The organism is Rivihabitans pingtungensis (genome assembly GCF_003201855.1).
GTDB classification, from domain to species: domain Bacteria; phylum Pseudomonadota; class Gammaproteobacteria; order Burkholderiales; family Aquaspirillaceae; genus Rivihabitans; species Rivihabitans pingtungensis.
Window position 1 is genome coordinate 86,557 of sequence record NZ_QJKI01000009.1, and the last position, 26,429, is coordinate 112,985.

26 protein-coding genes are annotated in these 26,429 nt (G+C 62.9%); 18 read left to right on the top strand and 8 right to left on the bottom strand.

Annotated elements, in window-relative coordinates; translation table 11 throughout:
• Positions 1–12: 12 nt before the first annotated feature.
• Positions 13–618, bottom strand: coding sequence for a TetR/AcrR family transcriptional regulator (locus DFR34_RS08810; protein WP_110390774.1), 606 nt, complete (start codon positions 616–618; stop codon positions 13–15).
• Entirely contained in the window at positions 615–893 is a 279-nt protein-coding gene (locus DFR34_RS08815) for a DUF2917 domain-containing protein (RefSeq protein ID WP_158281783.1), read from the bottom strand. Before DFR34_RS08815 ends, DFR34_RS08810 begins: the two co-directional genes overlap by 4 nt.
• 97 nt (positions 894–990) lie before the next feature.
• Between DFR34_RS08815 and DFR34_RS08820 the strand changes: the two genes are divergently transcribed.
• On the top strand, positions 991–1,983 hold the full coding sequence (locus DFR34_RS08820; RefSeq protein ID WP_110390776.1) for a LysR substrate-binding domain-containing protein: 993 nt from the start codon (positions 991–993) through the stop codon (positions 1,981–1,983).
• On the opposite strand, the gene DFR34_RS08825 is transcribed toward DFR34_RS08820, so the two are convergent.
• Together DFR34_RS08825 and DFR34_RS08830 are read right to left on the bottom strand one after the other, a co-directional pair.
• Positions 1,898–2,698 (bottom strand): alpha/beta fold hydrolase, encoded by an 801-nt coding sequence (locus DFR34_RS08825; protein ID WP_110390777.1) that lies wholly within the window; start codon positions 2,696–2,698, stop codon positions 1,898–1,900. The two genes, DFR34_RS08820 and DFR34_RS08825, sit on opposite strands and share 86 nt — an antisense overlap.
• A 57-nt stretch (positions 2,699–2,755) precedes the next feature.
• On the bottom strand, positions 2,756–3,163 hold the full coding sequence (locus DFR34_RS08830; RefSeq protein ID WP_146215104.1) for a PaaI family thioesterase: 408 nt from the start codon (positions 3,161–3,163) through the stop codon (positions 2,756–2,758).
• A 97-nt stretch (positions 3,164–3,260) separates the two neighbouring features.
• On the opposite strand from DFR34_RS08830, the gene DFR34_RS08835 reads away from it, so the two are divergent.
• A complete protein-coding gene (locus tag DFR34_RS08835; RefSeq protein ID WP_110390779.1) occupies positions 3,261–4,244 on the top strand; it encodes a GlxA family transcriptional regulator in 984 nt (327 codons plus the stop codon).
• 33 nt (positions 4,245–4,277) lie between these two features.
• Here the strand turns inward: DFR34_RS08835 and DFR34_RS08840 are convergent, their stop codons facing one another.
• A complete protein-coding gene (locus DFR34_RS08840; protein WP_110390780.1) occupies positions 4,278–6,251 on the bottom strand; it encodes a monovalent cation:proton antiporter family protein in 1,974 nt (657 codons plus the stop codon).
• A gap of 501 nt (positions 6,252–6,752) precedes the next feature.
• Here DFR34_RS08840 and DFR34_RS08845 point away from each other — a divergent pair.
• The 15 genes from DFR34_RS08845 (at position 6,753) to DFR34_RS08915 (ending at position 23,037) form a co-directional block, all read left to right on the top strand.
• Positions 6,753–7,736: a KpsF/GutQ family sugar-phosphate isomerase gene (locus DFR34_RS08845; RefSeq protein ID WP_110390781.1), complete on the top strand. Its 984-nt coding sequence runs from the start codon at positions 6,753–6,755 to the stop codon at positions 7,734–7,736.
• Positions 7,737–7,749: 13 nt separating this feature from the next.
• Positions 7,750–8,274 carry a 3-deoxy-manno-octulosonate-8-phosphatase KdsC gene (kdsC, locus tag DFR34_RS08850; protein ID WP_110390782.1) on the top strand — a complete coding sequence of 175 codons (525 nt, stop codon included), beginning with the start codon at positions 7,750–7,752 and terminating at the stop codon, positions 8,272–8,274.
• The gene (gene lptC, locus DFR34_RS08855; RefSeq protein ID WP_110390783.1) at positions 8,271–8,849 is read left to right on the top strand and encodes an LPS export ABC transporter periplasmic protein LptC; all 579 of its coding nucleotides are present in this window, start codon (positions 8,271–8,273) and stop codon (positions 8,847–8,849) included. Before kdsC ends, lptC begins: the two co-directional genes overlap by 4 nt.
• Positions 8,830–9,393 (top strand): lipopolysaccharide transport periplasmic protein LptA, encoded by a 564-nt coding sequence (lptA, locus tag DFR34_RS08860; RefSeq protein ID WP_110390784.1) that lies wholly within the window; start codon positions 8,830–8,832, stop codon positions 9,391–9,393. Before lptC ends, lptA begins: the two co-directional genes overlap by 20 nt.
• The gene (lptB, locus tag DFR34_RS08865; protein WP_110390785.1) at positions 9,390–10,118 is read left to right on the top strand and encodes an LPS export ABC transporter ATP-binding protein; all 729 of its coding nucleotides are present in this window, start codon (positions 9,390–9,392) and stop codon (positions 10,116–10,118) included. Before lptA ends, lptB begins: the two co-directional genes overlap by 4 nt.
• A 30-nt stretch (positions 10,119–10,148) precedes the next feature.
• Positions 10,149–11,573 (top strand): RNA polymerase factor sigma-54, encoded by a 1,425-nt coding sequence (locus DFR34_RS08870; RefSeq protein ID WP_110390786.1) that lies wholly within the window; start codon positions 10,149–10,151, stop codon positions 11,571–11,573.
• Between the two features lie 169 nt (positions 11,574–11,742).
• Positions 11,743–12,072, top strand: a complete 330-nt coding sequence (gene hpf, locus DFR34_RS08875) for a ribosome hibernation-promoting factor, HPF/YfiA family (protein WP_110390787.1) — start codon at positions 11,743–11,745, stop codon at positions 12,070–12,072.
• Positions 12,073–12,321: 249 nt separating this feature from the next.
• On the top strand, positions 12,322–12,783 hold the full coding sequence (locus DFR34_RS08880) for a PTS sugar transporter subunit IIA (RefSeq protein WP_110390788.1): 462 nt from the start codon (positions 12,322–12,324) through the stop codon (positions 12,781–12,783).
• Positions 12,776–13,732: an HPr(Ser) kinase/phosphatase gene (gene hprK, locus DFR34_RS08885; RefSeq protein WP_110390789.1), complete on the top strand. Its 957-nt coding sequence runs from the start codon at positions 12,776–12,778 to the stop codon at positions 13,730–13,732. Before DFR34_RS08880 ends, hprK begins: the two co-directional genes overlap by 8 nt.
• Positions 13,713–14,564, top strand: a complete 852-nt coding sequence (gene rapZ, locus DFR34_RS08890) for an RNase adapter RapZ (RefSeq protein WP_110390810.1) — start codon at positions 13,713–13,715, stop codon at positions 14,562–14,564. Before hprK ends, rapZ begins: the two co-directional genes overlap by 20 nt.
• A 2-nt stretch (positions 14,565–14,566) precedes the next feature.
• On the top strand, positions 14,567–14,938 hold the full coding sequence (locus DFR34_RS08895; protein ID WP_110390790.1) for a NusG domain II-containing protein: 372 nt from the start codon (positions 14,567–14,569) through the stop codon (positions 14,936–14,938).
• A gap of 7 nt (positions 14,939–14,945) precedes the next feature.
• The gene (locus DFR34_RS08900; RefSeq protein WP_110390791.1) at positions 14,946–15,494 is read left to right on the top strand and encodes a Gx transporter family protein; all 549 of its coding nucleotides are present in this window, start codon (positions 14,946–14,948) and stop codon (positions 15,492–15,494) included.
• A complete protein-coding gene (locus tag DFR34_RS08905) occupies positions 15,491–16,117 on the top strand; it encodes a flavin prenyltransferase UbiX (RefSeq protein WP_110390792.1) in 627 nt (208 codons plus the stop codon). The genes DFR34_RS08900 and DFR34_RS08905 overlap by 4 nt, the downstream gene beginning before the upstream one ends.
• Positions 16,114–17,589: an NAD(P)H-hydrate dehydratase gene (locus DFR34_RS08910; RefSeq protein WP_110390793.1), complete on the top strand. Its 1,476-nt coding sequence runs from the start codon at positions 16,114–16,116 to the stop codon at positions 17,587–17,589. The genes DFR34_RS08905 and DFR34_RS08910 overlap by 4 nt, the downstream gene beginning before the upstream one ends.
• Positions 17,590–17,718: 129 nt before the next feature.
• Positions 17,719–23,037 (top strand): DUF7379 domain-containing protein, encoded by a 5,319-nt coding sequence (locus tag DFR34_RS08915; RefSeq protein ID WP_110390794.1) that lies wholly within the window; start codon positions 17,719–17,721, stop codon positions 23,035–23,037.
• 40 nt (positions 23,038–23,077) lie between these two features.
• Here DFR34_RS08915 and DFR34_RS08920 read toward each other — a convergent pair whose 3' ends face one another.
• The 3 genes from DFR34_RS08920 to DFR34_RS08930 all read right to left on the bottom strand — a co-directional run bounded on the left by DFR34_RS08920 (position 23,078) and on the right by DFR34_RS08930 (position 24,818).
• Positions 23,078–23,494, bottom strand: a complete 417-nt coding sequence (locus tag DFR34_RS08920; protein WP_110390795.1) for a sugar 3,4-ketoisomerase — start codon at positions 23,492–23,494, stop codon at positions 23,078–23,080.
• A 110-nt stretch (positions 23,495–23,604) separates the two neighbouring features.
• Complete coding sequence (ylqF, locus tag DFR34_RS08925) at positions 23,605–24,579, bottom strand: ribosome biogenesis GTPase YlqF (protein ID WP_110390796.1); 975 nt, start codon at positions 24,577–24,579, stop codon at positions 23,605–23,607.
• Entirely contained in the window at positions 24,576–24,818 is a 243-nt protein-coding gene (locus DFR34_RS08930) for a DUF3820 family protein (RefSeq protein WP_110390797.1), read from the bottom strand. The genes ylqF and DFR34_RS08930 overlap by 4 nt, the downstream gene beginning before the upstream one ends.
• A 424-nt stretch (positions 24,819–25,242) precedes the next feature.
• On the opposite strand from DFR34_RS08930, the gene DFR34_RS08935 reads away from it, so the two are divergent.
• Positions 25,243–26,367, top strand: a complete 1,125-nt coding sequence (locus tag DFR34_RS08935; RefSeq protein WP_211309344.1) for an ankyrin repeat domain-containing protein — start codon at positions 25,243–25,245, stop codon at positions 26,365–26,367.
• Positions 26,368–26,429 lie beyond the last annotated feature (62 nt).

Below are 26,429 nucleotides of genomic sequence, written 5' to 3' on the forward strand. Positions count from 1 at the left end.
GGTGAGCCGCGCTCAGCGCGATGGCCACGCCAGCCGCTGTTCGGTATCAGCCAGCGCGCGCACCAGTGGGCTGCTGTCGCGCATCACCTTGGTGCGCAAGGCGGCGCCCAGCCACATCGCGTACAGCGCATCGGCCAGCGCCGCCGGATCAGCGCAGGTGGCCAGCGAGCCTTCCGCCGCCGCGCGGGCGATGGCGTCGGCCAGCCGCGCGCACACCTGCGCCATGCCCACCGCCAGCGCCTCGCGCATCGGCTCGGACAAATCACACACCTCGCCGGCCAGCTTCACCGCCAGGCAGCTGCCATGGCTGTCGGCCTGGCAGGCCTGGGTGATCCAGCCGGCAAAATAACTCAGCAGCCGGTCGCGCATGCGACCCGGCTCGGCGGCAAAATGGCTGGCCAGCCGGGCGTCGTAATTGGCGAAATAGCGCTCCAGCAAGGCCTGGCCAAATTGCTCTTTCGAGCGAAAATAATGGTAAAACGAGCCCTTGGGCACCCCTGCCGCGCTCAGCAGCTCGGTCAAACCCAGCGCAGTAAAGCCCTTGCCCAGGACCAGGGGCTCGGCGGTGCTCAGGATATGTTCGCGGGTGTCGGTGTGCGGGGGGCAGGCGGCAGTCATGTGGCACAGTCTACTAGACCAGTTGGTCTAGAGCAAGCCTGACGCGCCGGCGCATCCAGCAGGCTGACCCTGAGCACGCCCTCGCCTTCCAGCAACACCACGCCCTGACAGCCCTGCGCCTGCTGGCCGGCGCTCAGGCAAATATCCTCGGCCGCCGCACTGCTGGTGATCCACAACGCGCCTTGCTCGCACAGCACGCGCACCGGCGCATCACAATCCAGCCGCACCAGCTCGCCCGCGCCCACCACCACCCGAAAATCACCCGACGCTCTCATCGCACACCCCAATTGCATTTAAGATTTGCTAAATTTACCTTAGGATAAACATCGCAAAAATCGATTTATTTTGGGAGTTTTGGTGAGTATGGCTAACATGAACCGTCTGCCGCCGCTGGCGGCGCTGCGCGCTTTTGAGGCCGTGGCGCGGCTGGGCAGCGTGGGCAAGGCTGCCGATGAGCTGCATGTCACCCATGGCGCGGTCAGCCAGCAATTGCGCGTGCTGGAAGACACCCTGGGCGTAAGCCTGTTTCTGCGCCATGGCAAGCGCTTGTCGGTGACAGAAGACGGCCGGATGTACGCCTTGCGGCTGCGCATGGCGCTGGCCGATCTGGCCGAGGCCACCGACGATGTGCTGGCGCTGCCGCGCGAGGACGAACTGGTGCTGGCCGTGTTGCCCTCGTTTGCCGCGCACTGGCTGGTGCGTCGCCTGCCCGGCCTGATGCGCGCCCAGTCAGCGCTGAAGCTGACCCTGCGCGCCAGCCTGGAGATGGTGGATTTTCAGGTGGAGCGGGTGGACGCCGCCATCCGCATGGGCGCTGGCGGCTGGGAAGGGCTCACCCAGCTGCCGCTGTTCACTGACGAGCTGCTGGCGGTGGCGGCGCCCAGCTTTAACGGCGGCGTGTTGCCGCACACCCCGCAAGAGATTCTGGCCTGCCCGCTGATCCGCTCGGTGGAAGGCTGGGGCCACTGGCTGAACGCCGCCGGCCTGCCCACCCAGACCTTGAATGGGCCGATGTTCACCGACTCCAATCTGGTGATCGAAGCCGTGCGCCAAGGCCAGGCCATCACCCTGACCCGCCGCTCACTGGCGCACGACCTGCTGCAAAGCGGCGAACTGGTGCAACTGGGCGAGCTGACCGCCCCCTACGCCAACCCCTACTGGCTGGTGTGGCCCAGCCGCAGCCAGGGCAAAGCCAAGGTGCAGGTGTTTGCGGAATGGTTGCAGGCGGAGGTGGATGGCTATCTGAACGCGATTAGCACACCGAGCAGAGCAAGCTCGCTCAACACACCAGCACAAAATCCGCCACCCGTTGCACCAATTGCGATGGCGATTCGCGGTGCGGCACATGGCCGGTCTTGGCCATGATCTCCCGTTGTGCCTGACCGCCACTCAGCGCTACCAGCATATTTGGCTGTTGTTCACTGCCGTACTCATCATGTTCACCGTGTATTGCCAATAAGGGGCAAGCTACACGCGGCAGCGTCGCCGCCAGCGACCAATCCGCAAAGTCTGGGTTGAGCCAAGTATCAATCCATGCATTGAGCACCCATTCCGCTTTGTCGCCATGATATTTCTGCAAACGGGCAAATTGCTGAGGATCTTGAAACTGTTGCCGTGCCTGGCGAATGCCTTGCAAGATGCGAGGCTCAATACACGCCTGTGCGGCAATGGTGATCACGGCCTGACAAGCAACTGAGCCAGCGGCAAAGTGCACAGCCATGCTGCCCCCCACACTGTGACCCAATGCAATAAAATCAGTCAGTACCAGTTGCTCTTGCAACCACGGGAACACCTCCCGCGCTTCGGCCTCAATAAAATCCAGGGCGAGTGGGTCTTGGCGCGCTGCCGAGCGGCCAAAGCCAGGGCGATCATAGGCGATAACATCGCGGCCGGTGGCGGCACACAGCCGAGCCGGAAAATCACGCCACAACTCTACACAGCCCAGCGAGTCGTGCAATAGCACCATCGGCGCCAAGGCAGACTCAGCAGAATTGCGCCAGCGTCGCACAAACAATGGGCCATACGGGCCATTCAGCCATACGTCATCAGCAACGACCAAGGGAAAATCAGCATCGTTCATAAAAGGCTCACGGGTGACAGGATCAGAAAAAAGCATATGGACAAACTAACGGCCCGCTCAACACGAAACCGCAGGAACAGTCAGGCGATACGACATCCCGCTGAACTGCGCCAGCAACACGCCTTGGCTGTCAGTGACATTAACCAAGTAATGCCCAAGTCGCGACTTACATGACACCTCATGAGCCGTAGCCAACATCTGACCGGGGCGAGCGCCATGAATGTAGTGGATGGAGGCATGGATACCCACCGCCTGATGTCCCCGGGTATTACAAGCCACAGCAAAGGCAATGTCGGCTAAGGCAAAAATTACCGCTCCATGTACTCCCCCCAAACCGTTGCAATGCTCAGAACTGGCGAAAAAGGTCACACAGGCTTGCCCATCCTGGGCAGACAGCAGCTCAACGCCAAGTAGCCTGGCGAATGAATCCTGGACAAAATATGCTTTTGCAGCAAGGTTTGACATGATGATAACCTCGAAAGTGAAGATCGATATAATGCTAACCTCGCTCACACAGCGCGTGACTGGCGCAATCGGGCAATAATCGGGTGGATTAGCTCACATGTTGAAATTGGCGATAATTGTGCTGGATGGCTGCTGGGGTTCGCAGCTGATGGGTATTCTGGATTTTGTCGCCATTCATAGTTTGGTGGCCGCGCATCATGGCGTACCACCAGGCCTTGAAGTCCATTTATATGGATTAACTGATGGAGAGGTGAGGCTGGGAAATGGCTTGTCGTTGCCAGTGAAGGCGCTGGAAGAACAACCCGACCCACAAACCCTGGCTCTAGTGCCGGGCGTGGAATACGGACAGTTAAAGCAGCTGCTGGATAATCCGGCGCTGGATTGGGCGCGATTAGGGCGTTTTTTTCGTGAGAGTCAAGCGGTGCTGGGACTCTCCACAGGCACCTTTATGCTAGCCCAAAGCGGGGTGCTGAATGGTGGGCAAGTAGTAACTCACTGGCGTTTTGCCGAGACACTGCAACGGCGTTATCCACAGTTGACCGTCAGCCACCAGCATTCCTTGCTCGAATGGGGTCGCTTTGCCAGCGCCACTCAGTTGGATGCCGCATTGACTTGGCTGGCGCAGCGCCTGCTGGCCAGTCTGTCATCGCATGTAGTTAGCCAAAGCCTAGCGCTGACCAGTCAAAATGGCGAAGTAAACCACACGTTATGGCTGGCCGAGTTACACCGCTATAAACAGCATGCTGATTCCGCCATTCTTGAACTACAATATTTTATCGATGCGAATTACGCCAAACCCCTCACCCTGGCCATGCTGGCAGCCCGCATAAACGCTAGCGAAAGTAGCCTGAAGCGGCGCTTTCGCAAGGCCTGTGGACTGAGCGCATCGCGCTACTGGCAATTGGTGCGGATGGCCCGCATGAAACACCTGCTGCTTACCAGTGATACGCCAGTGGATGATCTGTGTTGCGATATCGGTTATACAGATCCGCGCTTTGCCCGCCGATTATTTGCACAAAGCACGGGGCTCTCGCCCCGTGCATTTCGCCAACGGGCCAAGACGCTAGCCATACCACCATGAAGCGCACGACAGAAAGAATTTGACCTGCGGCGCTCAGTGCTTCCCGCCCAACAACAGCAACTCCGCCGTGGCAATCTGCTCCGGCGTGCCCAGCAGCACCAGCACATCATCGGCGTGCAGTTCAAAATCCAGGTCGGGGGCGATGTGGCGGGCGGAGCGGCGTTTCACCGTGCGCACTTGCACGCACAGCGCGCCCAGGTGCAGCTCGCCCAGGGTTTTGCCCACGGCGGCGGAGCCGGGGGTGAGGGTGACGGCGGCCAGGCGGGCTTGTTGGGCGTCGTCCATGGCCAGGCTTTCGTCAGTCACGCCACGGAAAAAGCCGCGAAACAGGCTGTAGCGTTCTTCGCGCACGCTGCGGATGCGGCGCAGCACGCGGTTAAGCGGCACGCCCAGCGCCATCAGCGCTTGCGAGGCCAGCATCAGGCTGCCTTCCATCACTTCGGCCACCACTTCATCGGCGCCGGCTTCGCGCAGCAGGTCGATGTCGGAGTCATCCACGGTGCGCACAATCACGGTGAGGTCGGGGCGCAGTTGCTGCACCACTTGCAGAATGCGGATCGACGAATGGGTGTCGGAATAGGTGATCACCAGCGCCTTGGCGCGCATCAGGCCGGCGGCCAGCAACACTTCTTTTTTGGCGGCGTCGCCAAACACCACGGCGTCGCCAGCGGCGGCGGCCTCGCGCACCCGCTCCGGATCCAGATCGAGGGCAAACACCGGGATGGATTCGCGCTCCAGCAGCCGCGCCAGCGCCTGGCCGCTGCGGCCATAGCCGCAAATCAATACGTGTTCGCTGCGCAGCATGCTGGACACCAGAATATGGTGCAAATCCGCCGCTTGCATCATCCAGTCGGCGCGAATCAGCTTGCGCACCAGCCAGTCGCTGCGCGGAATCAAAAACGGTGACGCCAGCATGGAGAACAACACGGCGGCGATGGCGGATTGCTCAACTTGCGGGGCGATCAAATCCAGGTTGCCGGCCAGCGCCAGCAACACAAAACCAAACTCGCCACCCTGCGCCAGCGCCACCGCGCTGCGCAGTGATTCTCCCGATTTGTACTGAAACAGCCGGGCGATAGCGAACATCAGCAGCGCCTTGCCCAGCACCAAAAACAGTGCAAACACCAGCACCAGGGTGAATTGCTCGGTCAGCACCGACACATCCAGGCGCATGCCGATGGTGACAAAGAAAAAGCCCAGCAGGATATCGCGGAAGGGCTTGATGTCTTCTTCCACCTGATAGCGGTATTCGGTTTCGGCAATCAGCATGCCGGCGACAAACGCCCCCAGCGCCAGCGACAGGCCAGACAGCTCAGTCAGGTAAGACACCCCCAGCGTGACCAGCAGCACATTGATCATGAACAGCTCGGACGAGCGCTGGCGCGCCACCAGATGAAACCACGGCCGCATCACCCGCTGGCCGATGCTGAACAACAGCACCATCACGCCCATCACCTTCAGCGCCGCCAGGCCGAGGTCTTGCCATAGATGGGTGGAATGCGAGGCAAAGGCGGGGATCAGAATCAGCAAGGGCACCACGGCCAGATCCTGAAACAGCAGCACGCCAATCGAGAGCTGGCCATGCGGGGCGTTGAGCTCCAGCCGCTCGGTGAGCAGCTTGGAGACAATCGCCGTGGACGACAGCGCCGCCACCGAGCCCAGGGCAAAGCCGGTCAGCGGCGAAGCGCCGGCCAGCACCACCAGCGCCATCACCACCAATAAGGTGACCACCACTTGCGCCGCGCCCAGGCCAAACACGATATGGCGCATGGCGCGCAGCTTGGGCAGGCTGAATTCCAGGCCGATGGTGAACATCAGAAACACAATGCCGATTTCACCCAGAAAACGGGTTTGCGCGGTGTCGGCGATCAGTTGCAGCCCGCCGGGGCCGACGATGAAGCCCACCAGCAGATAGCCCAGCATGGCCGGCACGCGCAACAGGCGGCAGAGGACCACCACCAACACGGCGGCGAGCAAGATGGCGACAACGGGGGCGAGCGAATGCATGAACGACGATTTTCTCCGTGGGGCGCAAACGGCCGGCACATTCTTCTGTAGATAAGAGTCGCTCACAAAACTCAGCGCAGCGATCCTGGCTAGACGCGCGGCCGCAGACAGTACAAAAAGTACGGCAAGGCTGCGCAACGACGGCAGGAAAGTTTTGTGAGCGACTCTAGGCGCACATGTATAACCGATGGGGGCGGCATGAGACAAGTTTGTTAAGAAATATACTTTTGACATGAATCGGAATGGCGCCGCGCCGAGGCTCAGGAGGTGATTTTGCGCAAGCGCGCGCGCCGTGGCGAACCGGCGTTTTGGCCCTGCCTCGCTGGGACAGCAGATGGCTGACAAGGGCTTGCCGCTTTGGCGCCAGCCGGCGTTGATCCGGGATCACGACACCCACACGGCGCCAAGGCCACCCCGTCCATCGCCCGCGCCATGCGGCAGGCAGGCAACTTGGTTATACTTGCGTTCTTTGACCACGGTCACTTGCCGTGTAACTGCCGTATGACCGACGACGCTGTTTCCTCGCGCCGGCTGGCGCTGGCCCGCGATGTGCTGGCCACCGAAGCCGACGCCATTTTGAATGTTTCCGCCCGCCTGGATGCGGTGTTTTTGCGCGCGGTGGACGCCGCGCTGATGTGTCGTGGGCGCTTGGTGGTGACCGGCATGGGCAAGTCCGGGCATATTGGCCGCAAAATCGCCGCCACGCTGGCCTCCACCGGCACGCCGGCATTTTTCATGCACCCGGCCGAGGCCGCGCATGGCGATTTGGGCATGATCACCGGTGACGATATGGTGCTGGCCTTGTCCAACTCCGGCGAAACCGCCGAGGTGGTGGCCTTGTTGCCGGCGCTGCGCCGCAAGGGGGTGAGCTTGCTGGCCATCACCGGCCGGCCGGAATCCACCCTGGCGCGCGAGGCGGATTGGCATCTGGACGCGGCGGTCGAGCGCGAAGCCTGCCCGCTGGGGCTGGCGCCGACCTCCAGCACCACGGCGGCGCTGGCCTTGGGCGACGCGCTGGCGCTGACCCTGCTGGATGCGCGCGATTTTCGCGAGGAAGACTTTGCCCTGTCGCATCCGGGCGGCAGCCTGGGCAAGCGCCTGTTGGTGCGGGTGGCGGATGTGATGCACAGCGGCCCGGCGCTGCCGGTGGTGCGCCCGGACACCCGGCTGAAAGACGCGCTGTATGAAATCAGCCGCAAGGGCCTGGGCATGACCGCGGTGTGCGACGACGATGGCCAGTTGGTCGGAGTGTTCACCGATGGCGATTTGCGCCGGCTGCTGGATCGCGACGCCTTCGACCTGGATGGCCCGGTGGGCGCGGTGATGAACCGCGCGCCGCGCCATATCGGCGCCGAACGACTGGCGGCGGAAGCGCTGCAACGCATGCAACAAGACAAGATCAACGGACTTTTGGCGCTCGACGCCGCCGGCCGGCTGACAGGCGCGCTGAATATGCACGACCTGCTGCGCGCTGGTGTGGTGTGAGCCAGGATTTTTCATGCAAAACGTGCATACCCTCGCCCGCGCGGTGAAGATGCTGGTGCTGGACGTCGATGGCGTGCTCACCGACGGCAGCATCTACCTGACCGACAGCGGCGAAGAACTCAAGGCATTTAACGCTCAGGACGGCTTGGGCATGACCCTGCTGCGGCAAAGCGGCGTGACGCTGGCCATCATCAGCGGCCGCAATACCCGCTGTGTGGAAGTGCGCGCCCAGGCGCTGGGCGTGGCGCATTTGTATCAGGGCATCGGCAATAAAGCCGAGGCTTTTGCCCAGTTGCTGGCCGACACCGGACTGACCCCGGCGGATTGCGCCTATATCGGCGATGATGTGATTGATTTGCCAGTGATGCGCCAGGTGGGCCTGGCGGTGGCGGTGCCGGATGCGCCGCATCTGGTGCAAAGCCATGCGCACTATGTCACCGGCCGCACTGGCGGGCGTGGCGCCGTGCGTGAATTGTGCGAACTGATTCTGCAAGCGCAAGGCAAGCTGGACGCGGCGCTGGCGCGGTATCTGGCATGACGCCGCGTCGTCACGTCAAGCTGTTCCCGCTGGTGTTGCTGGCGCTGCTGGGCGGCCTGAGCTTCTGGCTGCAATCGCTGACCGACTGGCTCAGCGCCAGCGTCGGGCACGACAAGGACGCCGCCACGCCGGATTATGTGCTGGAAGGGTTTTCTGCCACAGTGTTTGAACGCAGTGGCGGCATCAAGCAGCATCTGACAGGCGAGCGCGCCTGGCAATTGCCCAATGACCCCACCATCCACCTGCTGGCGCCACACCTGCGCCAGTATCAGCGTGGCGTACTGCATCTGGAAATCATCGGCACCGATGGTTTGTACAACCCGAAAACCCGCATCAGCGTGTTTCCGCGTGAAGTCACCCTGCTGCGCTATGCCCCGGGCCTGCCCACCGCCAAGCTGGTCACCAGCCGGCTGACCGTCGATACCGAAAAACGCACGGCGCAAACCCCGGCGCCCGCCGTGCTGGAGCGCGGCGCCAGCGTGGTGCACACCACCGGCTTTACATATAACGATGCCACCCAACAGGTGCAACTGCTGTCCAAGGTAAAGGTAACCCATGTTCCCACCCGTCACTGACCGATGGCTGACCAGCCTTGTCACCCTGAGTTTTGTCTGCGCGGCAGCTAGCGCGCTGGCCGAGCAAGGCGACCGCGACAAACCCATCCAGATCGAAGCTGACCGCGCCAGCCTGGATCAGCTCAAGGGCGTCACCGTCTACGAAGGCAATGTGGTGGTCACCCAAGGCACCATCTTGCTGCGCGCCGCCCAAGTCACCGTCACCCAGGACAAAAATGGCGGCGGTGATGTGGCGGTGGCGCGCGGCAACCCGGCCACCTTCCGCCAGAAGATCGACGGCAAGGACGAATGGATGGATGCCCAGGGCCTGCGCATCGAATACGACAGCGGCAAGAATCTGGTGAAGCTGTTCGACAATGCCCGCGTCAAGCGTGGCCAGGACATCGTGATCGGTTCGACCCTGGTCTATAACACCAAGGACGAAACCTTTGCCGCCAATGGTGGCACCGGCCAGGGCGCAGCCACCAATAAAAATGCCGGGCGGGTGACGGTGATTTTGCAGCCGAAGAACGACGGCAAGGACAACAAGGACAAAAAACAATGACCGGCAGTGTGCTTTCGGTGCGTGGTCTGAACAAGCGCTACGGCAAACGCACGGTGGTCAAGGATGTGTCGCTGGACATCGCCAGCGGCGAAGTGGTGGGGCTGTTGGGGCCCAATGGCGCCGGCAAGACCACCAGTTTTTACATGATTGTTGGCCTGGTCAGCGCCGATGGCGGCGAAATGCGCCTGGACCAGCACGACATCCGCCATCTGCCCATCCACCAGCGCGCCAAACTCGGGCTGGGTTATTTGCCGCAGGAAGCGTCGATCTTTCGCAAAATGACCGTGGAAGAAAACATCCTGGCCATTCTGGAAATTTCAGGTCGTCGGGGTGAAGAAGCAGAAAAAGAACTCACCCAGTTGCTGGATGAGCTGAACATCGGCCATCTGCGCGAATCGCCAGCGCTGGCCTTATCGGGCGGCGAGCGGCGGCGAGTGGAAATCGCCCGCGTGCTGGCCACCCGACCGCGTTTTATCCTGCTGGATGAACCCTTTGCCGGGGTGGATCCGATCGCCGTGCTGGATATCCAGAAAATCATCGCCTACCTGCGCGAGCGCCAGATTGGCGTGCTGATCACCGACCATAATGTGCGCGAGACCTTGTCGATTTGCGACCATGCCTACATTATCAATGAAGGCTCGGTGCTGGCCAAAGGCAGCCCGGAGCAACTGGTCAGCGACGAAAACGTCAGACGCGTGTATCTTGGTGAACATTTCCGCCTGTAGGCGAGTGACGAGCATGACAGAGCGGCGCCCATGAAACAAAGCCTGCAACTCAAGGTCAGCCAGCAGCTGACGCTTACCCCGCAACTGCAACAGTCGATCCGGCTATTGCAGCTGTCCACACTGGATTTGCAGCAGGAAATCGAAAACATCCTGCACGACAACCCGATGCTGGAGCGTGACGAAGGCCAGCCCGACCCGCTGCCCGGCGCCAGTGAGACGCCCAGCAACAGCGATGCGCCCAGCGAGGCCGCGCCTGAGGCGCAGGAAGCCAGCCGCGACGACGATGGCCCGGCCGACAGCCTGGAGCTGTCGGATTGGTCCAGCAGCGGCTCGGGCAACCACGATGATGACTTCGATCCGCACGCCAATATGGTGGCGGAAAAAACCCTGCGCGAGCATTTGCTGGATCAACTGGCCGAACACGCGCTGCCGCCGCGCGACCGCGCGGTGGTGACTTTCCTGATTGAAGAGCTGGACGACGACGGGTATCTCACCCAATCGCTGGAAGAGCTGGCCGCCCACCTGCCGGAAGAACTGGGCGTCGAGCCGGACGAGCTGCAAGTGGGCCTGCGCCTGTTGCAGCAGTTCGAGCCGGCCGGGGTGGGCGCGCGTTCGCTGGCCGAATCGCTGACCCTGCAACTGGATATCCTGCCGGACAGCCCAGTGCGCGCACTGGCGCGGCTGCTGGTGGCCGAGCATCTGTCGCTGCTGGCGCACCGGGATTTCAACAAGCTCAAGCGCCAGCTGCACTGCGACGACGACATGCTCAAGGCGGTCACCCAGCTGGTGGCCTCGCTGAATCCACGCCCGGCGGCCGGCTTTGGCCGCGACGACACCCAGTATATTGTCGCCGATGTGATCGTCACCAAGGGCGCCGAGGGCTGGCGCGCCCAGCTTAACCCAGCAGCCATGCCCAAGCTGCGGGTGAACTCGCTGTACGCCCATCTGCTGCAACACCACCGCGAAGGCGGCTCGCAGCTCACCGCGCAACTGCAAGAAGCCAAATGGCTGATCCGAAATGTGCAGCAGCGCTTTGACACCATTTTGCGCGTGTCCGAGGCCATCGTGGCGCGTCAGCAACAGTTTTTCGAGCTGGGCGAGGTGGGCATGCGCCCGCTGGTGCTGCGCGACATTGCCGACGAGCTGGGCCTGCACGAATCCACCATCTCGCGGGTGACCACGCAAAAATTCCTTTTATGTCCGCGTGGTATCTTTGAATTGAAATATTTCTTCGGCAGCGCACTGGAAACCGACTCGGGCGGCGAGTGCTCGGCCACCGCCATCAAGGCGCGGCTGCGCCAGCTGATCGCCAACGAAGACCCGAAAAAACCGCTGTCCGATTCGGCGCTGGCTGATATGCTGGGCAATGAGGGCATTCAGGTGGCCCGGCGCACGGTGGCCAAGTATCGCGAGGCCATGCAGATTCCGCCGGTCAATCTGCGCAAGTCGATCTGATTCACGACTGGCCGGATGCGCTCAAGCCGGCCATGCGCCGGCCGATGTAAACATTACCAGGGCATGAAATGTCCTGATGTGCCGGCTTTCGCAACAGACAAGTGTCTATTGCGCCGCTTCAACCAGTTCCGCCCAGTGGCGGGACGCACCACCAGGAAGGAGTAAGGTTATGAACCTGAAAATCACCGGCATCCATCTCGAAGTCACCCCGTCGCTGCGCGAATACATCGAGGCCAAGCTCGAGCGCATCACCCGCCACGTCGATAATGTCACCTCGGTGGCAGTCACTCTGTCGGTGGAAAAACTGGAACAAAAAGCCGAGGTGAATGTGCACCTCAAGGGCAAGGACATTCACGTCGAAGCCACCAGCACCGATATGTACGCCGCGCTGGACGCGCTGGCCGACAAGCTGGATCGCCAGGTGCTCAAGCACAAGGAAAAGATCACCGATCACCACTCGGCCGAGCGCGCCCCGACGCCGGCGACCGACGAAGCCTGATTCTTTTGCCGGCGCGCCCTGCTGCGCGCCGCGCCTACCAAGCCGGCGGCCATCTCCCAGATGCCCGCCGGCGGTGATTTCCCCCAGTCTGTTTTGCCCATGACGCCGCGCGCTGCTGCGCCATGGGCAAAACATGCTGTCGGCTTTGCTGGCCTGTGTCAGCGCCGACCGGCCAGCCTTGCGCGTCGGCTGCCAGCCCGGTCAAACCGGCGTAGAATGATGCGATTCCGTGAAAGCGTGGGTCACGCAATGAGTCTGATTGCCAAAATCCTGTCTCCCGAGCACGTGCTGCTTGATCTGGACGTCTCCAGCAAAAAGCGGGTGTTCGAGCAGGTCGGCATCCTGTTTGAAAACAGCTGCGGCATCGCCCGCAGCGATGTGTTCAATTGCCTGTTCGCCCGAGAAAAACTCGGCTCCACCGGCCTGGGGCAAGGGGTGGCGATTCCGCATGGCCGCGCCAAGGGGCTGAAAGAAGCCAGCGGCGCCTATATCCGCCTGAAAGCGCCCATCCCCTATGATTCGCCCGACGGCAAGCCGGTGCAAAGCCTGTTTGTCTTGCTGGTGCCGGATCAGGCCAACGACCTGCATTTGCAGGTGCTGTCCGAGCTGGCGCACCGTTTTTCCAACCGGCAGCTACGTGAAACGCTGCTGACCACCACCGACCCGGCCGAGGCGCACCGCCTGCTGGCCGAATGGCCTGCCCATGCCTAGCATCAGTGTTCGTCGCCTGTATCAGGACAATGTCAAAAAACTGGATTTGGTATGGGTGGCCGGCAGCTCCGGCACCGATAACCGCATCCACGCCGACCAGCAGCGCCCCACGCTGGCGCTGGTGGGCCACGTCAACCTGATTCACCCCAACAGCATTCAGGTGTTTGGCCTGGCGGAAATCCAGTACCTGAACGGCCTGGGCGAAACTGATGCCCAGCGCATGCTGGATCAGCTGTTCGCCCTGCCGATTTCCGCCATCATCGTCGCCAATGACCAGCCCCTGCCCAAGGGCCTGCGCGCGCAGTGCGAGCAGCACAATGTGCCGCTGCTGACCTCGTCGCAGCCCTCGCCCTATCTGATGGACGTGATGCGCATTTATCTGGCGCGGGTGCTGGCCGCCTCCACCATCATGCATGGCGTGTTTCTGGACGTGCTGGAAGTGGGCGTGCTGATCACCGGCGAATCGTCGATGGGCAAAAGCGAGCTGGCGCTGGATTTGATCTCGCGCGGCCATGGCCTGGTGGCGGACGACGCCGTCGAGCTGTATCGCATTGGCCCGGAAACGCTGGAAGGCCGCTGTCCGGACGTGCTGCGCGATTTTCTGGAAGTGCGCGGCTTGGGCATTTTGAACATCCGGGCGATTTTTGGCGAAACCGCCGTGCGCCCGAAAAAAGTGCTCAAGCTGATCATCCATCTGGTCAAGGCCACCGACCAATCCATGCGCGAGCTGGACCGCCTGAACATCCAGAGCGAAACCCAGGACATCCTCGACGTCGCCATCCGCAAAGTCACCCTGCCGGTGGCCGCCGGACGCAATCTGGCGGTGCTGGTCGAGGCGGCGGTGCGCAACTATATTCTGCAATTGCGCGGCATCGACAGCACGCGCGATTTCATCGAACGACAAACCCGTTTTCTCCGGGAGCAAGAACATGCAGCTGATCCTGATTAGCGGGCTGTCCGGTTCGGGCAAGTCGGTGGCGCTGAAAATTCTGGAAGACTCCGGTTTTTACTGCGTGGACAATCTGCCCTCCACCCTGCTGCCGCAGCTGGTGGAAAACATCAACGCCTACAATTACCAGCGCGTGGCCATCAGCGTGGACACCCGCAGCGCGCCGATGCTGTCGCTGTTTCCCACCGCCGTGCACCAGCTGCGCAAGCTGAATATCGACCTGCGCCTGCTGTTTCTCGAAGCCAAAACCGAAACCCTGATCAAGCGCTTTTCGGAAACGCGCCGCCGCCATCCGCTGTCGGAAGAAGGCCTGACGGTGCCCGAGTGCATCGAAAAAGAACGCGAGATGCTGGCGTCCATTCATGAGCTCAGCCAGCGCATCGACACCAGTGAACTCACCGCCAACCAGCTGCGTGGCTGGATTCGCCAGCTGGTGCAGGCTGACAACAGCCGGCTGACGCTGATTGTGCAATCGTTTGGTTTCAAGCATGGCATTCCGCTGGACGCCGATTTTGTGTTTGACGTGCGCTGTCTGCCCAACCCGTATTACGACCCGGATTTGCGGCCGCTGACCGGGCTGGACGAGCCGGTGGCGCGCTATCTGGCCGCCGAGCCGCAGGTGGAGCTGATGTTCGAGGACATTCGCGGCATGCTGGCCCGTTGGCTGCCGGAATTCTCCCGCGACAACCGCAGCTACCTGACGGTGGCCATCGGCTGCACTGGTGGTCAACATCGCTCGGTATACCTGATTGAGCGACTGGCGGCAGCGTTTGCCGACGAGCAGGTGCTGATCCGCCACCGCCAATTGCTGTGCCGCAGCGACATCATCTGAGCATGGCCTGGGCGCTGCTGCGCCCCGGTGATGTGCTGATGCTGGCGCTGGCCGTAGGCCTGGCGCTGGCCAGCTTTGTCTGGTTGTGGCGCGACGGTGTGGCCGAAGAAGTGGTGATCCGCGCCAACGGCCAGGTGTTTGCCCGGCTGAGCCTGCGCCACGACCGCCGCATCGAAGTGCCCGGCCCGCTGGGCGTCACCGAAGTGCAAATCGCTGCCGGGCGCGCGCGCATCCTGCGCGACCCCAGCCCGCGCCAGTATTGCGTGCGCCAGGGTTGGCTGAGCCGGCCCGGACAAACCGCGCTGTGCCTGCCCAACCGCACCTCGATCGACATCCCGCGCCGCAATACCCCTTACGACAGCCTGAACTTTTAACGCCGCCATGCCCACCGCCCCACCCACCCTCACCCTGCATGCCCGCGCCGACGATGTGCGCGTGGCGCGCCTGGCTGCGCTGGCGGTGGCGCTGTCGCTGATCGACGCCGGCATTCCCACTCCCTTGCCCGGCCTGAAACCGGGGCTGGCCAATATTGTCACCCTGCTGGCGCTGACCCGCTTTGGCTGGCAGGTGGCGGTCAGCGTCAGCCTGCTGCGCATCTTTGCCGCCAGCCTGCTGTTGGGCAGCCTGTTTACGCCGGGGTTTTTTCTCAGCCTCACCGGCGGGTTGTGCAGCCTGCTGGGCCTGGGTCTGGCGCACCGGCTGCTGCCGGGGCGCTGGTTTGGCGCGGTCAGCCTGAGCCTGATCGCCGCGTTTTGCCATATTGCCGGCCAGCTGGCGCTGGCGCGACTGTGGTTGATTCCGTCTGACGGCATTTTGTATTTTGTGCCGCCGTTTGCCCTGGCTGCCTCCCTGACCGGCCTGGTCAACGGCCTGGCTTGCGCCGCCTTATTGCGCCAGCCGCCTTCCCCCCAAGAGCCCGACACCCCATGAGCCTGACTGCTTTGCCCCCCGCCACCGTCACCCTGGCCTTTACCGGCGCTTCTGGCTTGCCCTACGGCATCCGCCTGCTGGAGCAATTGCTCGCCGCCGGCTGCCGGGTGTGGCTGCTGTATTCGCCCGCCGCGCAAGTGGTGGCGCAACAAGAAATGCAACTGAGCCTGCCCAGCCAGGCCAAGGCGCTGCAAGCGCTGTGGCGCGAGCAATACTGCTGCGGCGAGCAATTATCGGTGTTTGGCCGCGAAGAATGGTTTGCCCCGCCGGCATCGGGCTCCAACCCGGCCGACGCCATGGTGATCTGCCCGTGCTCAATGGGCGCGCTGGCCGCCATCGCCCATGGCATGAGCGACAACCTGATCGAACGCGCCGCCGATGTCAGCATCAAGGAAAAACGCCCGTTGATCCTGGTGCCACGCGAAACCCCCTTGTCGGTGATTCACCTGGAAAACATGCTGACGCTGGCCCGGCTGGGCGTCACCATCCTGCCGCCAGCGCCGGGGTTTTACACCCACCCCAGTACGGTGGATGACATGGTGGATTTTGTCGTCGCCCGCATCCTGGATCAACTGCGCATTCCGCACACGCTGATGGCGCGCTGGGGAGAACCACGCACATGATGCCCTTGCTTGATCTGGACAGCATTCGCGCCATCGAGCGCGCGGCGGGCGAACACGGCGTAGACCTGATGGCGCGCGCCGGGCTGGCGATTGCCGAGTGGATTGCCGCCCGCCACCACGAAGACGCCCCGATCCTGGCGGTGGCCGGGCGCGGCAACAATGGCGGCGATGCCTTGGTGGCCGGCGCGCTGCTGCTGGCGCGCGGCTACCGGGTGGACGCGCTGCTGCCGATGGGCGAGCCGGGCAGCATGGAGGCGATTGCCGCGCTGAACGCCTTTCGCGCCGCTGGCGGCAACGTGCTGTCCAGCTGGGATCAGGCGCATGGCTACGCGCTGGCGCTGGATGGGCTGTTTGGCATTGGCCTGTGCCGGCCCTTGCAGGACTCCGCCCGACGCACGGTCGAGCGGCTGAACGACCTGGCCTGCCCGATTCTGGCGCTGGACTGCCCGTCCGGCCTGGACGCCTGGACTGGCCAGCCCAAGCCGGTGGCGGTGTGCGCCGCCGCCACGCTGAGCTTTATCTGCCCCAAACCGGGCTTGTACACCGGCGACGGCCGCGACTACTGCGGCGACATCCGCATCGCCAGCCTGGGCCTGCCCGAAGCATGGACGCCCACCTGGCCCGCCAATAGCGGCGAACTGAACCTGCCCGAACCGCAACAACTGCCGATGCTGGCGCGCCGCCACAACAGCCACAAAGGCAGTTACGGCAGCGTGGCGGTGGTGGGCGGGGCCAGCGGCATGGCCGGCGCGGCGCTGCTGGCGGCGCGGGCCGCGCTGTTGATGGGCGCCGGCAAGGTGTTTGCCGGTTTTCTGGGTGAAGCGCCGCCGCTGGATGGGCACTACCCGGAGCTGATGCTGCGCGACGCCGCCAGCCTGCTGGACGAAGCTGAACTGACCGTGCTGGCGGTCGGCCCCGGCCTGGGCCAGGGGGCCAGCGCGGCATTGGCGCTGGCGCACGCGCTGGAGCGGCAATTGCCCTGCGTGCTGGACGCCGACGCGCTGAATCTGCTGGCGGCCGACGCCAAGCTGGCCGAGCGGGTGCGCCAGCACCCGGCGCCGTGCGTGCTCACCCCGCACCCTGGCGAAGCCGCACGGCTATTGAACAGCCGCATCGCCGACAGCCAGGCCGACCGGGTGGCCAGCGCCCGCCTGCTGGCCGAGCGCTTTCAGGCGGTGGTGGTGCTCAAAGGCGCCGGCAGCCTGATTGCCCGCCCCGGCGGCCACTACCGGCTGAACCCCACCGGCCACGCCGGCATGGCCGCCGCCGGCCAGGGCGACACCCTCACCGGCCTGATTGCCGGCCTGCTGGCGCAAGGCGCGCCCGCCTTCGACGCCGCCGCGCTGGCGGTGTGGCTGGCCGGACGCGGCGCCGAACGGCTGGCGCGGCGCGGCGTTGGCCCCATCGGCCTGACCGCCAGCGAAACCGCGCAGGCGGCGCGGGCGGAATTCAACCGCTGGCTGAGCCACTGAAGCCCCATGGCGTGATGCCCATCACGCCATGCCCGCACCAGATCCCACTGCTGTCATGCTTGGTCAGATTGGTCTGCACAAAAGCCGTTATGCTGTGCCAATCGTCCATTCGCCCGGGAAGTTCAGCACATGGCCATTCTGGAAATATGCGGCACACCACTGCCCCCCTCCGCAAGCAGCGACAGCACAGAAGCCGCTGACTGGCGCGGCGTGACCTTCTCGCTGAACGCCGGTGCCCGTGGCGCTGACGCTCCGGCCCAACAACTGGCCTTGCAGTCCGAGGACGTCCTGCTGCTGCAACTGGACAACGGCATGCAATGGCTGCTGCCCGCCGAGGATGCCGACAGCGTGCTGGGGGCCGATGCCCGTGATGCCGATGCGCCCCCCGGCGTGCTGCGAATCGGTGCCCAACTGACCCTTGGCGACCGACAGGCGCGGGATGGCGCTGGCGCGTGGCTGCTCAAGTCGCTGACCGTTTTTCAGCAAGGCCCGGCCGGCATGACCGCCCTGGCCGCTGCCGGCACATTTCAGGATAAAGAGCTGGAAAACCGCCAGGGCCTGTACCGCATCGACAACACGCGCTGGGCGCTGCAAGCGCTGGAAAAACCGATGCCCGCCAGCGAACAGCCGGCCTTGCTGTTCATCCACGGCACCGCCTCGTCCACCACCGGCAGTTTTGCCGAACTGTGGAAAACCTCGGCCCGCACGACACTGGCCGAGCGCTACGGCAACCGCATCTATGGTTTTGAACACCGCACGCTGACCGACAGCCCGATTCGCAACGCCCTGGACCTCGCCCGTGCGCTGCCTGAGCGGCAGACCTTGCACCTGATTTCGCATTCGCGCGGCGGCATGGTGGGCGAGTTGCTGGCGCGCGCCAACCGCCTGCATAGCGACCCGTTTACCGCTGATGAGCTGGCCAGTTTTGCCCGCGTCGGCCAGACTCAGGCTGAAGACGCCACCCTGCTGGCCGAACTGGGCAAAGTGCTGCAAGCCAAGCAATTGCGCATCGAGCGCTTTGTGCGGGTGGCGGCCCCGGTGCGCGGCACCACGCTGGCCTCTGGCCGGCTGGATCGCTGGGCCAGCGTGATGTTGAATGTACTGGGTGGCGGGCTCAAGCTGCTGGGCCTGCCGGTGGTCTGCCACGCGTATTCCGCGCTGAAAAATTTTTTGCTGGCGGTGGTGCGCGAGCGCACTGACGCCAGTGTGCTGCCCGGCCTGGCCGCCATGATGCCGGACTCCCCCCTGGTGGCCCTGCTCAATGGCGCCAATGTGGAAATCGACGCCAGCGTGCATGTGCTGGCCGGCAGCTACCAGGGCGACAGCCTGCTGAGCTGGCTGGCCAGCCGGCTGACCGAATCGTTTTACGGTGGCCAGACCGATCTGGTGGTCAACACCCCATCCATGAGCGGCGGCGCTGTTCGCCGGCGCGGATTGTGGCAGTTACCGCTGGCGGGTGAAAAAGTCACCCATTTCAGTTATTTTTGCCGCGACGAAAGCGTCACGGCACTGTTGGATGCCCTGGCTGGCGAAAACCAGCGCTTTACCGAGCTGGCTGCGCCATCCCGCCAGTTGATTGCCCGCTCGGCCAGTCAGGCGGCACGGCAAGGGCCGATTGCGCTGATTCTGCCTGGCATCATGGGCAGCCATCTGGCGCAAGGCAATAACCGCATCTGGCTGGAGCCCTTCAGCCTGGTGGCCGGGCAGATGCGCCTGCTGGCAGTAAACGACGACGGCCAGAGCGAACAACACATCCAGACCGATGGCTGGACGCATCTCTACTATCAAGGCTTTGCCGATTATCTGGACAGCCAGGGCATTGACGCACGGCCGTTCTGCTATGACTGGCGCTTGTCGATTGCCGACAGCGCCCAACAGTTTGCCCAAGCGTTCGATCAGGCGGCTACAGAGGCCAGGCAGCGCGACAAACCCTTGTATATTGCCGCCCACTCGATGGGTGGGCTGGTAGCCCGGCTGGGGCTGAATCTGGCCGGTGCGGATGGCCAACCGCGCTGGCGCACGCTGGCCGCCCTGAACGGCCGGTTGGTGCAATTTGGCACGCCCAATCAAGGCGCTGTCAGCATGCTCACCGTGCTGCTGGGCCGCGATCGGCTGGTGCGGCGCTTAAGCCAGTTGGGCGAACGCAGCACCGAAAAAGGCCAGTTTCTTGAGCTGGTGCGCCACTACCCCGGCGTGCTGGAACTGCTGCCCTGGCCCGATGGCAGCCCGCAGCCGGATTATCTGTCTGACGAGGCCTGGCGCACACTGGCGCCAGACAGCCAAACCGGCCACTGGAAAGCCCCAGAAAGCGCCGCCCTGCAACGCGCCCGCGCAGTGATTGAGCACCTGCGCCAGGCCAGCCTGCCTGCCGAATCTTGTGTGTACGTCGCCGGCCGGGCGCCCACTCCGGCGGCGGTGCGCATGCATCAGAACCAACTGGAAATTGCCTGGAGCGAAGAAGGCGATGGCCGGGTGCTATGGAAAGACGGCTGCCCGCCAGGCCTGGCGGTGAGCTATGTAGACGCCGCCCATGGCGATTTACTGCGCCACGCTGGCGCATTTGCCGACTATCTGGCGCTGCTGCGCACCGGCCGCAGCAGTCTGCCCAGCGTGCCGCAAGGCGCACGCGACAGCACCAGCGTCCTGCGCTTTGTGGCGGCGCCAACTGACATCCATGGCCTGTATCCCAGTCAGGACGAACTGCTGGCCGCCGCCCTGGGCGGCGAGGATGCCCGCCTTCAGACCAGCGAGCACCAGACGCCGCCAAGCGACATCCACCTGCATCACGGCAGCATGGCCAATGCACGCGGCGTGCTGACCCTGGGCGCCTATGCCAACGATTCGCTACGCGGCACGGCCTTGTTTATGGATCAGCTGTTGCATGGGCAACTGCGTCAGGCACAAATGCTTGGACGCTACCCACATCAGCCAGGAGAAACCCTGCTTTGCCCGCCCAGCCGTGATCATGATTGTGGCGCCCTGGTGGTGGGGCTGGGCCCGATTGGCGAACTGAAACCCGGTCAACTGACGCACAGCTTGCGCCAGGGTCTGCTGGAATACGCCCGTCAGCATGCCCACACCGAGGGGCCGGCATTGGTGATCCATGGTTTGCTGGTGGGGAGCGGCTATGGCGGCTTGACGGTGGAACTGGGCATGCGCTGCTGGCTTGACGCATTGACCCAGGCCAACCAACGCCTGGCCGATGCCGGTGTGGGCGCCCAGGGCCAGGACATGGCCGTGCGCATTGCCGAACTGCACATCTGGGAAGAAGAAGAAAGCGCCATCATTCTGGCCGCCAGCGCCCTGCAGGAGCTGGTGCGCGAGCGGCGCTACCAAGGCCAGTTGCGTCACGATGGCCAGGTACACCAGGCCAGCGGCGGCTATCGCGGCCGGCAAACCAGCAGTGGCGACAGCTGGCAGCGGGTACACATCACCGAAGGACGTGAAGCAGGCAGCCTGCGCTTTACCCTGGTCACCGACCGCGCGCGCAATGAAGTCAACGAGGAACCCAATCAGCGCCAGTTGGTGGATGGTCTGATCCGCAGTGCCACCCATTCCACCGCCGATCAGCCCGGCCTGTCGCGCGCCTTGTTCGAGCTGATGATTCCCAATGGCATGAAATCCACCCTGCACGAACTGCGTGGTCTGGTGCTGGGGGTGGACGCCGCCTCGGCTGTCTACCCCTGGGAATTGATGCGCGACGACCGCCCCGGCACCGAAGCGCCACTGGCCACCCGCATCGGCTTGGTGCGCCAACTGGCCAGCCCGTACGGGCGCCGAGCGGTGCGCACCGTCAACACCCCACGCATGCTGGCGCTGGGCGATACACAAAGCCACCTGCCCACCTTGGCCGGCGCCCAGCAGGAAGCCAGCGAGCTGGCGGCACTGTACCGTGACAGCGCAGGTTTTCAGGTCAGCACGCTGATTGCCGCCACGGGCGAGCAACTGGTACTGGAACTATTTGATGGGGAATATCAGGTCATGCACCTGGCTGCCCACGGCGAAGCCAGCAACGATCCGGCACGCCCGGGCGGACTGGTGCTGGATCATGACACCCGCCTGACCAGCGCACAAATCAGCAAGCTGCGCCATGTGCCCGAGCTGGTCTTCCTGAACTGCTGCCATCTGGGCAGCATGCAGGCCGATGCCCGCCCACGCTGGGGGGAGTTGGCAGCCAGCCTGGCCACTGAATTCATCGAAATGGGCTGCAAGGCCGTGGTGGCCGCCGGCTGGGCGGTCGATGATCTGGCCGCCCGCGAATTCGCCCTGACCTTCCACCGCGCCATGCTGCAAGGCAAGCGCTTTGGCGATGCGCTGCAACAGGCACGCGAAGCGGCCTACCTGGCCTATCCGCAGCGCAATACCTGGGGCGCCTATCAAGCGTATGGCGATGAATGCTACCAACTGGTGCAAGAGCAAGACACGACCGCCACGCAAGATGCCCCAGCCCTGCACTACAGCCATGTGGGCCAAGCGCTGGGCGATCTGGAGCAACTGCACGCCCGCATCCAGGCCAATCTGGGCCAGACCCAGCAGCAACAAGCCGGCAAGCGCCTGGCGCAGATCGAAACCGCCTGCCGGGCCCGCTATTTTGCCCATGGCGCAGTGCGCGCCAGGCTGGCGGCCATTTATGCTGACCTGGGCGACCGGGCCAGTGCCATCGAGCACTATCGTGCCGCGCTGGCGCAGGAAGATGGCGGATTGAGCGTGAAAGCGCTGGAGCAACTGGGTAATCTGGAAGTCCGCCATGCCGTGGAGCGCCATGCCAAGGGAGAGCAGGTCGAAGCTTTGGCCCTGTTGCGCTTGGGTGAAAAACGGCTGCGCACCCTGCTGGCGCTGCAAGCCACCAGTGAACGGCATACCCTGCTGGCCTCAATGTATAAACGCATTGGCCAGTTGCATAGCCAGCTCGGCCAGGACCATGCCGCCCGCCAGGCACTTGGCCACGCCCACTGGCTGAGGGAAATGTGTGAACATTATCAGCAGGCGGATCAAGCGGCGCTGGCGCAGCATGGCCTGCGCTACTATCCGCTGCTGAACTGGCTGGACGGCCAGGCGCTGCATCACGTGCGGGACGGGGTAGCCATTCCTGCCCACCTGGGCAACTATCTGACACAGGCACGGGACGATGCCCGCCAGCACAACCAGCGCGAGGCCAGTTTCTTTCATGCCGTCGCCGAAATCGACGCAGATCGCACGGCAGCGCTGTGGGCCTGCTTGACCGGCATGGATGGCAATCCGCTGCCGCTGACCGAGCCCAAGGCGCAAAAACAGCTGCTGGCGCGTTACGCCAGCCTGCGCGCGCGCCTGAGCAGCGCGCGCGAATGGGATTCGGTCAGCAATCAGCTGGATTGGCTCTACGCCGTCTGGCCAGCGGACACCCCGGAGAACCTCGCGATCCGGGATGCACTCCAGTCCCTAGCCATGCAGCTGCGTGCCTTGAAATAGGGCCAACCGCGACCGCCGCCTGGCCTGCCTGGTCGCAGGTTCAGACGGCGGGCTCGCCGCGCGCCGCGCGCAAAAAATCCTCGTAATTGCGGTAGTAATCGCTTTCGTCGTAATGGCTGTCGGCGAGCACCACCAGCACGCAATCCGGGCTGAAGTCGTGCATTTCCCGCCAGGTCATGCTGCTGATCAGCAAACCACGTGTGGGCGTATCCAGCACGATGTCTTCTTTCACCCCCAGGCCGTTATCCAGCACCATGCGGCAGCTGCCGGACATGCACACCACCACCTGGCGCAGGCGCTTGTGCGCATGTGCGCCGCGCACCACGCCTTCACCCACACCAAAGATGTAATACACCCGCTGAATATCAAACGGCACGTCAGCACTGCCGCCCTCCAGCGAGATCAACGAGCCGCGCCCGTCGGTGATAACTTTAAAATCTACGGTTTGAATCAGCATGCAAAAGCGTCCGCTCAGTGTGGGCCGTGCGCGGCCAGGGTCAGGAAAGAAATCGGGGCCGATGCAATATGCGCTGTCAGGCAGGCCCCAAGCCTGACACGCGACTGAACTCAGGCCTGCTCGTCGTCCTCGTCATCCTCACCAGGGCGCGCGCGCCGGCCGCCGGCGCGACGCGCCTTGCGCTCGGCCTCGCGCTGCGCCTGTTCTTCCCGCTCGATCACCCGACGGCGCTCGATTTCGGCGGCGATGTCGCGCCATTCTTCCGGGGTTTCCAGGGTGATGCGGCCAATCACCGCCGCGCGAAAATCGGTCAGCAGGATTTCAGCGGCTTTTTGCATGTCCACATGGCCGCCGCTGCGCACCGCGCCGCGTTTGCGGCCGATGGTTTCCAGCACGACAAAATCTTCCGCCTGCACATCGGCCAAATTGTAGCGACGGGCCAGTTCGGCCGGGTAGCGGCGTTGCAAGGTGGCGATCAGCGCCAGCGCCACGCTTTCTTCGTCCATGGCGTTGCGGCCCACCGCGCCGCTGGCGGCCAGGTGCTCGCCGCAGGTTTCGTGCTCGATTTTCGGCCACAGCATGCCGGGGGTGTCGAACAAAATCACATCGTCGGCCAGCTGGATGCGCTGCTGCGCCTTGGTGACGGCCGGCTCATTGCCCACCTTGGCCACCTTGCGCCCGGTCAGCGCATTGATCAGCGTGGATTTGCCAACGTTGGGAATGCCGCAGATCACCAGGCGCAGCGGCTTGACGCTGTCTACCCGGTGCGGGGCCAACTCGCGGCAGGCGGCCAGGATTTTTTGCTTGGGCGAGCCATCGCCGCTATCCAGGGCAATGGCGCGGGTGTTGCGCTGGCCGGCAAACCATTCCAGCCAGGCGCGGGTTTGTGCGGCGTCGGCCAAGTCCTGCTTATTGAGGATTTTCAGGCTGGGCTTGTGCTGGATCAGCGCAGCCAGCATCGGGTTGGACGAGGACATCGGCAGACGGGCGTCCACCATTTCGATCACCACGTCAATATCGGACAACTTGTCGGCCAGTTCCTTCTTGGCCTTGAACATATGGCCGGGAAACCATTGGATACTCATTCAGCGGGGTCTTTCCGTAGCGGCGCGAGCACTTCGCTCAGGCCGTTGTGCTTGATTTCATAGGCGAGCGCCAGGCATTGGCCCAGTTGGCCCGGCGGCCAGCCCTGGCGGGCAAACCAGGTGAGGTAAGCCAGCGGCAGGTCGGCCAGCAGCCGCCCCTGATATTTGCCAAACGGCATGCGCTGTTGCACCAGCACAAGCAGCAGTTCGGGGGCAAAGGCGGCAGGATGGGAGGTCATGGCCGATATTGTAGCGCATCCGGCCAGGCAGAATCGGCGCAATTGCTGAGGACTTGATAAAGATTTTAGACAATTAAAATCCATGCACCGATCTCAGCAAAATTAAATTTACCATTAAAAATCAAATATTTATTCTTATGAACCCCTATTAAAAACAGAGCTTGAGAGCATTTCCGCTTACTTGCAGCCTCATCAGTCCATCAGCCTATATTCGAGAAATTTCGATGCACTTAGTAGGATATGTACAGGTCGTCTGCTCACCGGTAAAATCGAACGTCATCGTAAATAACTGAGAGAATCCGTTGGAAACGGACATTGGCGTTCAAAGGATGGGAGGGGCGTCGCACGAGAGGTTCACCCACATAGATTTTAGGCTCGTCTTTAACATCCATCACCCTAGGCTATCTGATAGAGGATTCCAGCCGTGGATAACCCCGTGAAAAAGCTCAACCCGCTTCTGCGTCTTGCGGCAATCTCGGGAGTCGAGACGGCAATCAAACTGCACATTCGTCGAGGCGACGATCTCGATGCGAGAGATGAGTCAGGAGCAACCCCTCTCATCCTCGCCGCTGGTAAGCGAAGACAGGGAGCGGTCAGACTGCTCCTAAGCGCAGGGGCAAACCCAACGCTCGCAGATCAGGAGGGAATGGATGCACTGGCTCACGCCCTCAAAAGCGGGTGCCCGGAGACTATTGCCATCCTGACAAAGACCATAGTTGGTCTCGCTGCATCTGAGTCTTCGGAAAAACCTGCCGAGGAAAGCTCCAAGCATGTTGTCTCGGAGGTTGAAAGTACCTCGGCCGTCGAGCTGAGTGACAAGCACTTGTCAGATGGAGCGCTTCATGCCGAATCGTTGCCCGACGACAGAAAGCCGACAACACTAACCAAAGATTCGTCTGCTCTTCCAGCTAAGATGCTTAGCAACGCGACCACCAAAGTTTCGCCTATAGACGAAACGAAGATACTCGTGCTGGATGACGAGCCGCTGCACGGCCTCTTCGCGGACGACTGGGAGGCAGAGAAAGTGGCTTCGGCCCCCGCCGGTGACGAGACCGTCGCAGAGGTAGCCAGACAAGTTCAAGAGGCCATCGGACGGCACAAAATCGTGGACCGCGACGAGGACTGGGGAGACACAGATCTTCACCTGCCCGTCAGAGCCGTTCCACTCTCTCGTGATGGAGGCAGCAGGACCATCAGAGACCTTCTGCTTGTCGCCTTGCGCGAGGGAATGGTTTTAGAGAACGCACTAATCGATGTCTGCTCAAACACTGACGGTAGTCGCAACGAGGAAGCAGAAAGGCTCCTAGCCTTCGTGGCAGGAGAACTCGGAGCCTCTCTTATTGAATGGACGAATGTAGATGAGTCTTTCCTGGCAGAGCCTTCAATAGAGGAAGACCGTCTTCTGACTGAAGCTATAGAATTTGCAGAAGAACTTGCCTCTGGGCGTAACGACCCGTTCAGACTCTATGCAAAGGATCTTTGTGGAGACCTTCTCGAGGCAGAGGAAGAAATAGCCCTAGTAGCCAGTCACCATGATCTGAACAGATAATAGGCACAGCCGCTGCATACAGGACAGCACAACCCCGCTGAGGAAATCACCATGCCCGCCAT

Excerpts from the sequence above, each read along its gene's own strand:
- DFR34_RS08810 (WP_110390774.1), bottom strand. The coding sequence starts at position 618 with ATGACTGCCGCCTGCCCCCCGCACACCGACACCCGCGAACATATCCTG.
- DFR34_RS08815 (WP_158281783.1), bottom strand. The coding sequence starts at position 893 with ATGAGAGCGTCGGGTGATTTTCGGGTGGTGGTGGGCGCGGGCGAGCTG.
- DFR34_RS08820 (WP_110390776.1), top strand. The coding sequence starts at position 991 with ATGAACCGTCTGCCGCCGCTGGCGGCGCTGCGCGCTTTTGAGGCCGTG.
- DFR34_RS08825 (WP_110390777.1), bottom strand. The coding sequence starts at position 2,698 with ATGAACGATGCTGATTTTCCCTTGGTCGTTGCTGATGACGTATGGCTG.
- DFR34_RS08830 (WP_146215104.1), bottom strand. The coding sequence starts at position 3,163 with ATGTCAAACCTTGCTGCAAAAGCATATTTTGTCCAGGATTCATTCGCC.
- DFR34_RS08835 (WP_110390779.1), top strand. The coding sequence starts at position 3,261 with ATGTTGAAATTGGCGATAATTGTGCTGGATGGCTGCTGGGGTTCGCAG.
- DFR34_RS08840 (WP_110390780.1), bottom strand. The coding sequence starts at position 6,251 with ATGCATTCGCTCGCCCCCGTTGTCGCCATCTTGCTCGCCGCCGTGTTG.
- DFR34_RS08845 (WP_110390781.1), top strand. The coding sequence starts at position 6,753 with ATGACCGACGACGCTGTTTCCTCGCGCCGGCTGGCGCTGGCCCGCGAT.
- kdsC (WP_110390782.1), top strand. The coding sequence starts at position 7,750 with ATGCAAAACGTGCATACCCTCGCCCGCGCGGTGAAGATGCTGGTGCTG.
- lptC (WP_110390783.1), top strand. The coding sequence starts at position 8,271 with ATGACGCCGCGTCGTCACGTCAAGCTGTTCCCGCTGGTGTTGCTGGCG.
- lptA (WP_110390784.1), top strand. The coding sequence starts at position 8,830 with ATGTTCCCACCCGTCACTGACCGATGGCTGACCAGCCTTGTCACCCTG.
- lptB (WP_110390785.1), top strand. The coding sequence starts at position 9,390 with ATGACCGGCAGTGTGCTTTCGGTGCGTGGTCTGAACAAGCGCTACGGC.
- DFR34_RS08870 (WP_110390786.1), top strand. The coding sequence starts at position 10,149 with ATGAAACAAAGCCTGCAACTCAAGGTCAGCCAGCAGCTGACGCTTACC.
- hpf (WP_110390787.1), top strand. The coding sequence starts at position 11,743 with ATGAACCTGAAAATCACCGGCATCCATCTCGAAGTCACCCCGTCGCTG.
- DFR34_RS08880 (WP_110390788.1), top strand. The coding sequence starts at position 12,322 with ATGAGTCTGATTGCCAAAATCCTGTCTCCCGAGCACGTGCTGCTTGAT.
- hprK (WP_110390789.1), top strand. The coding sequence starts at position 12,776 with ATGCCTAGCATCAGTGTTCGTCGCCTGTATCAGGACAATGTCAAAAAA.
- rapZ (WP_110390810.1), top strand. The coding sequence starts at position 13,713 with ATGCAGCTGATCCTGATTAGCGGGCTGTCCGGTTCGGGCAAGTCGGTG.
- DFR34_RS08895 (WP_110390790.1), top strand. The coding sequence starts at position 14,567 with ATGGCCTGGGCGCTGCTGCGCCCCGGTGATGTGCTGATGCTGGCGCTG.
- DFR34_RS08900 (WP_110390791.1), top strand. The coding sequence starts at position 14,946 with ATGCCCACCGCCCCACCCACCCTCACCCTGCATGCCCGCGCCGACGAT.
- DFR34_RS08905 (WP_110390792.1), top strand. The coding sequence starts at position 15,491 with ATGAGCCTGACTGCTTTGCCCCCCGCCACCGTCACCCTGGCCTTTACC.
- DFR34_RS08910 (WP_110390793.1), top strand. The coding sequence starts at position 16,114 with ATGATGCCCTTGCTTGATCTGGACAGCATTCGCGCCATCGAGCGCGCG.
- DFR34_RS08915 (WP_110390794.1), top strand. The coding sequence starts at position 17,719 with ATGGCCATTCTGGAAATATGCGGCACACCACTGCCCCCCTCCGCAAGC.
- DFR34_RS08920 (WP_110390795.1), bottom strand. The coding sequence starts at position 23,494 with ATGCTGATTCAAACCGTAGATTTTAAAGTTATCACCGACGGGCGCGGC.
- ylqF (WP_110390796.1), bottom strand. The coding sequence starts at position 24,579 with ATGAGTATCCAATGGTTTCCCGGCCATATGTTCAAGGCCAAGAAGGAA.
- DFR34_RS08930 (WP_110390797.1), bottom strand. The coding sequence starts at position 24,818 with ATGACCTCCCATCCTGCCGCCTTTGCCCCCGAACTGCTGCTTGTGCTG.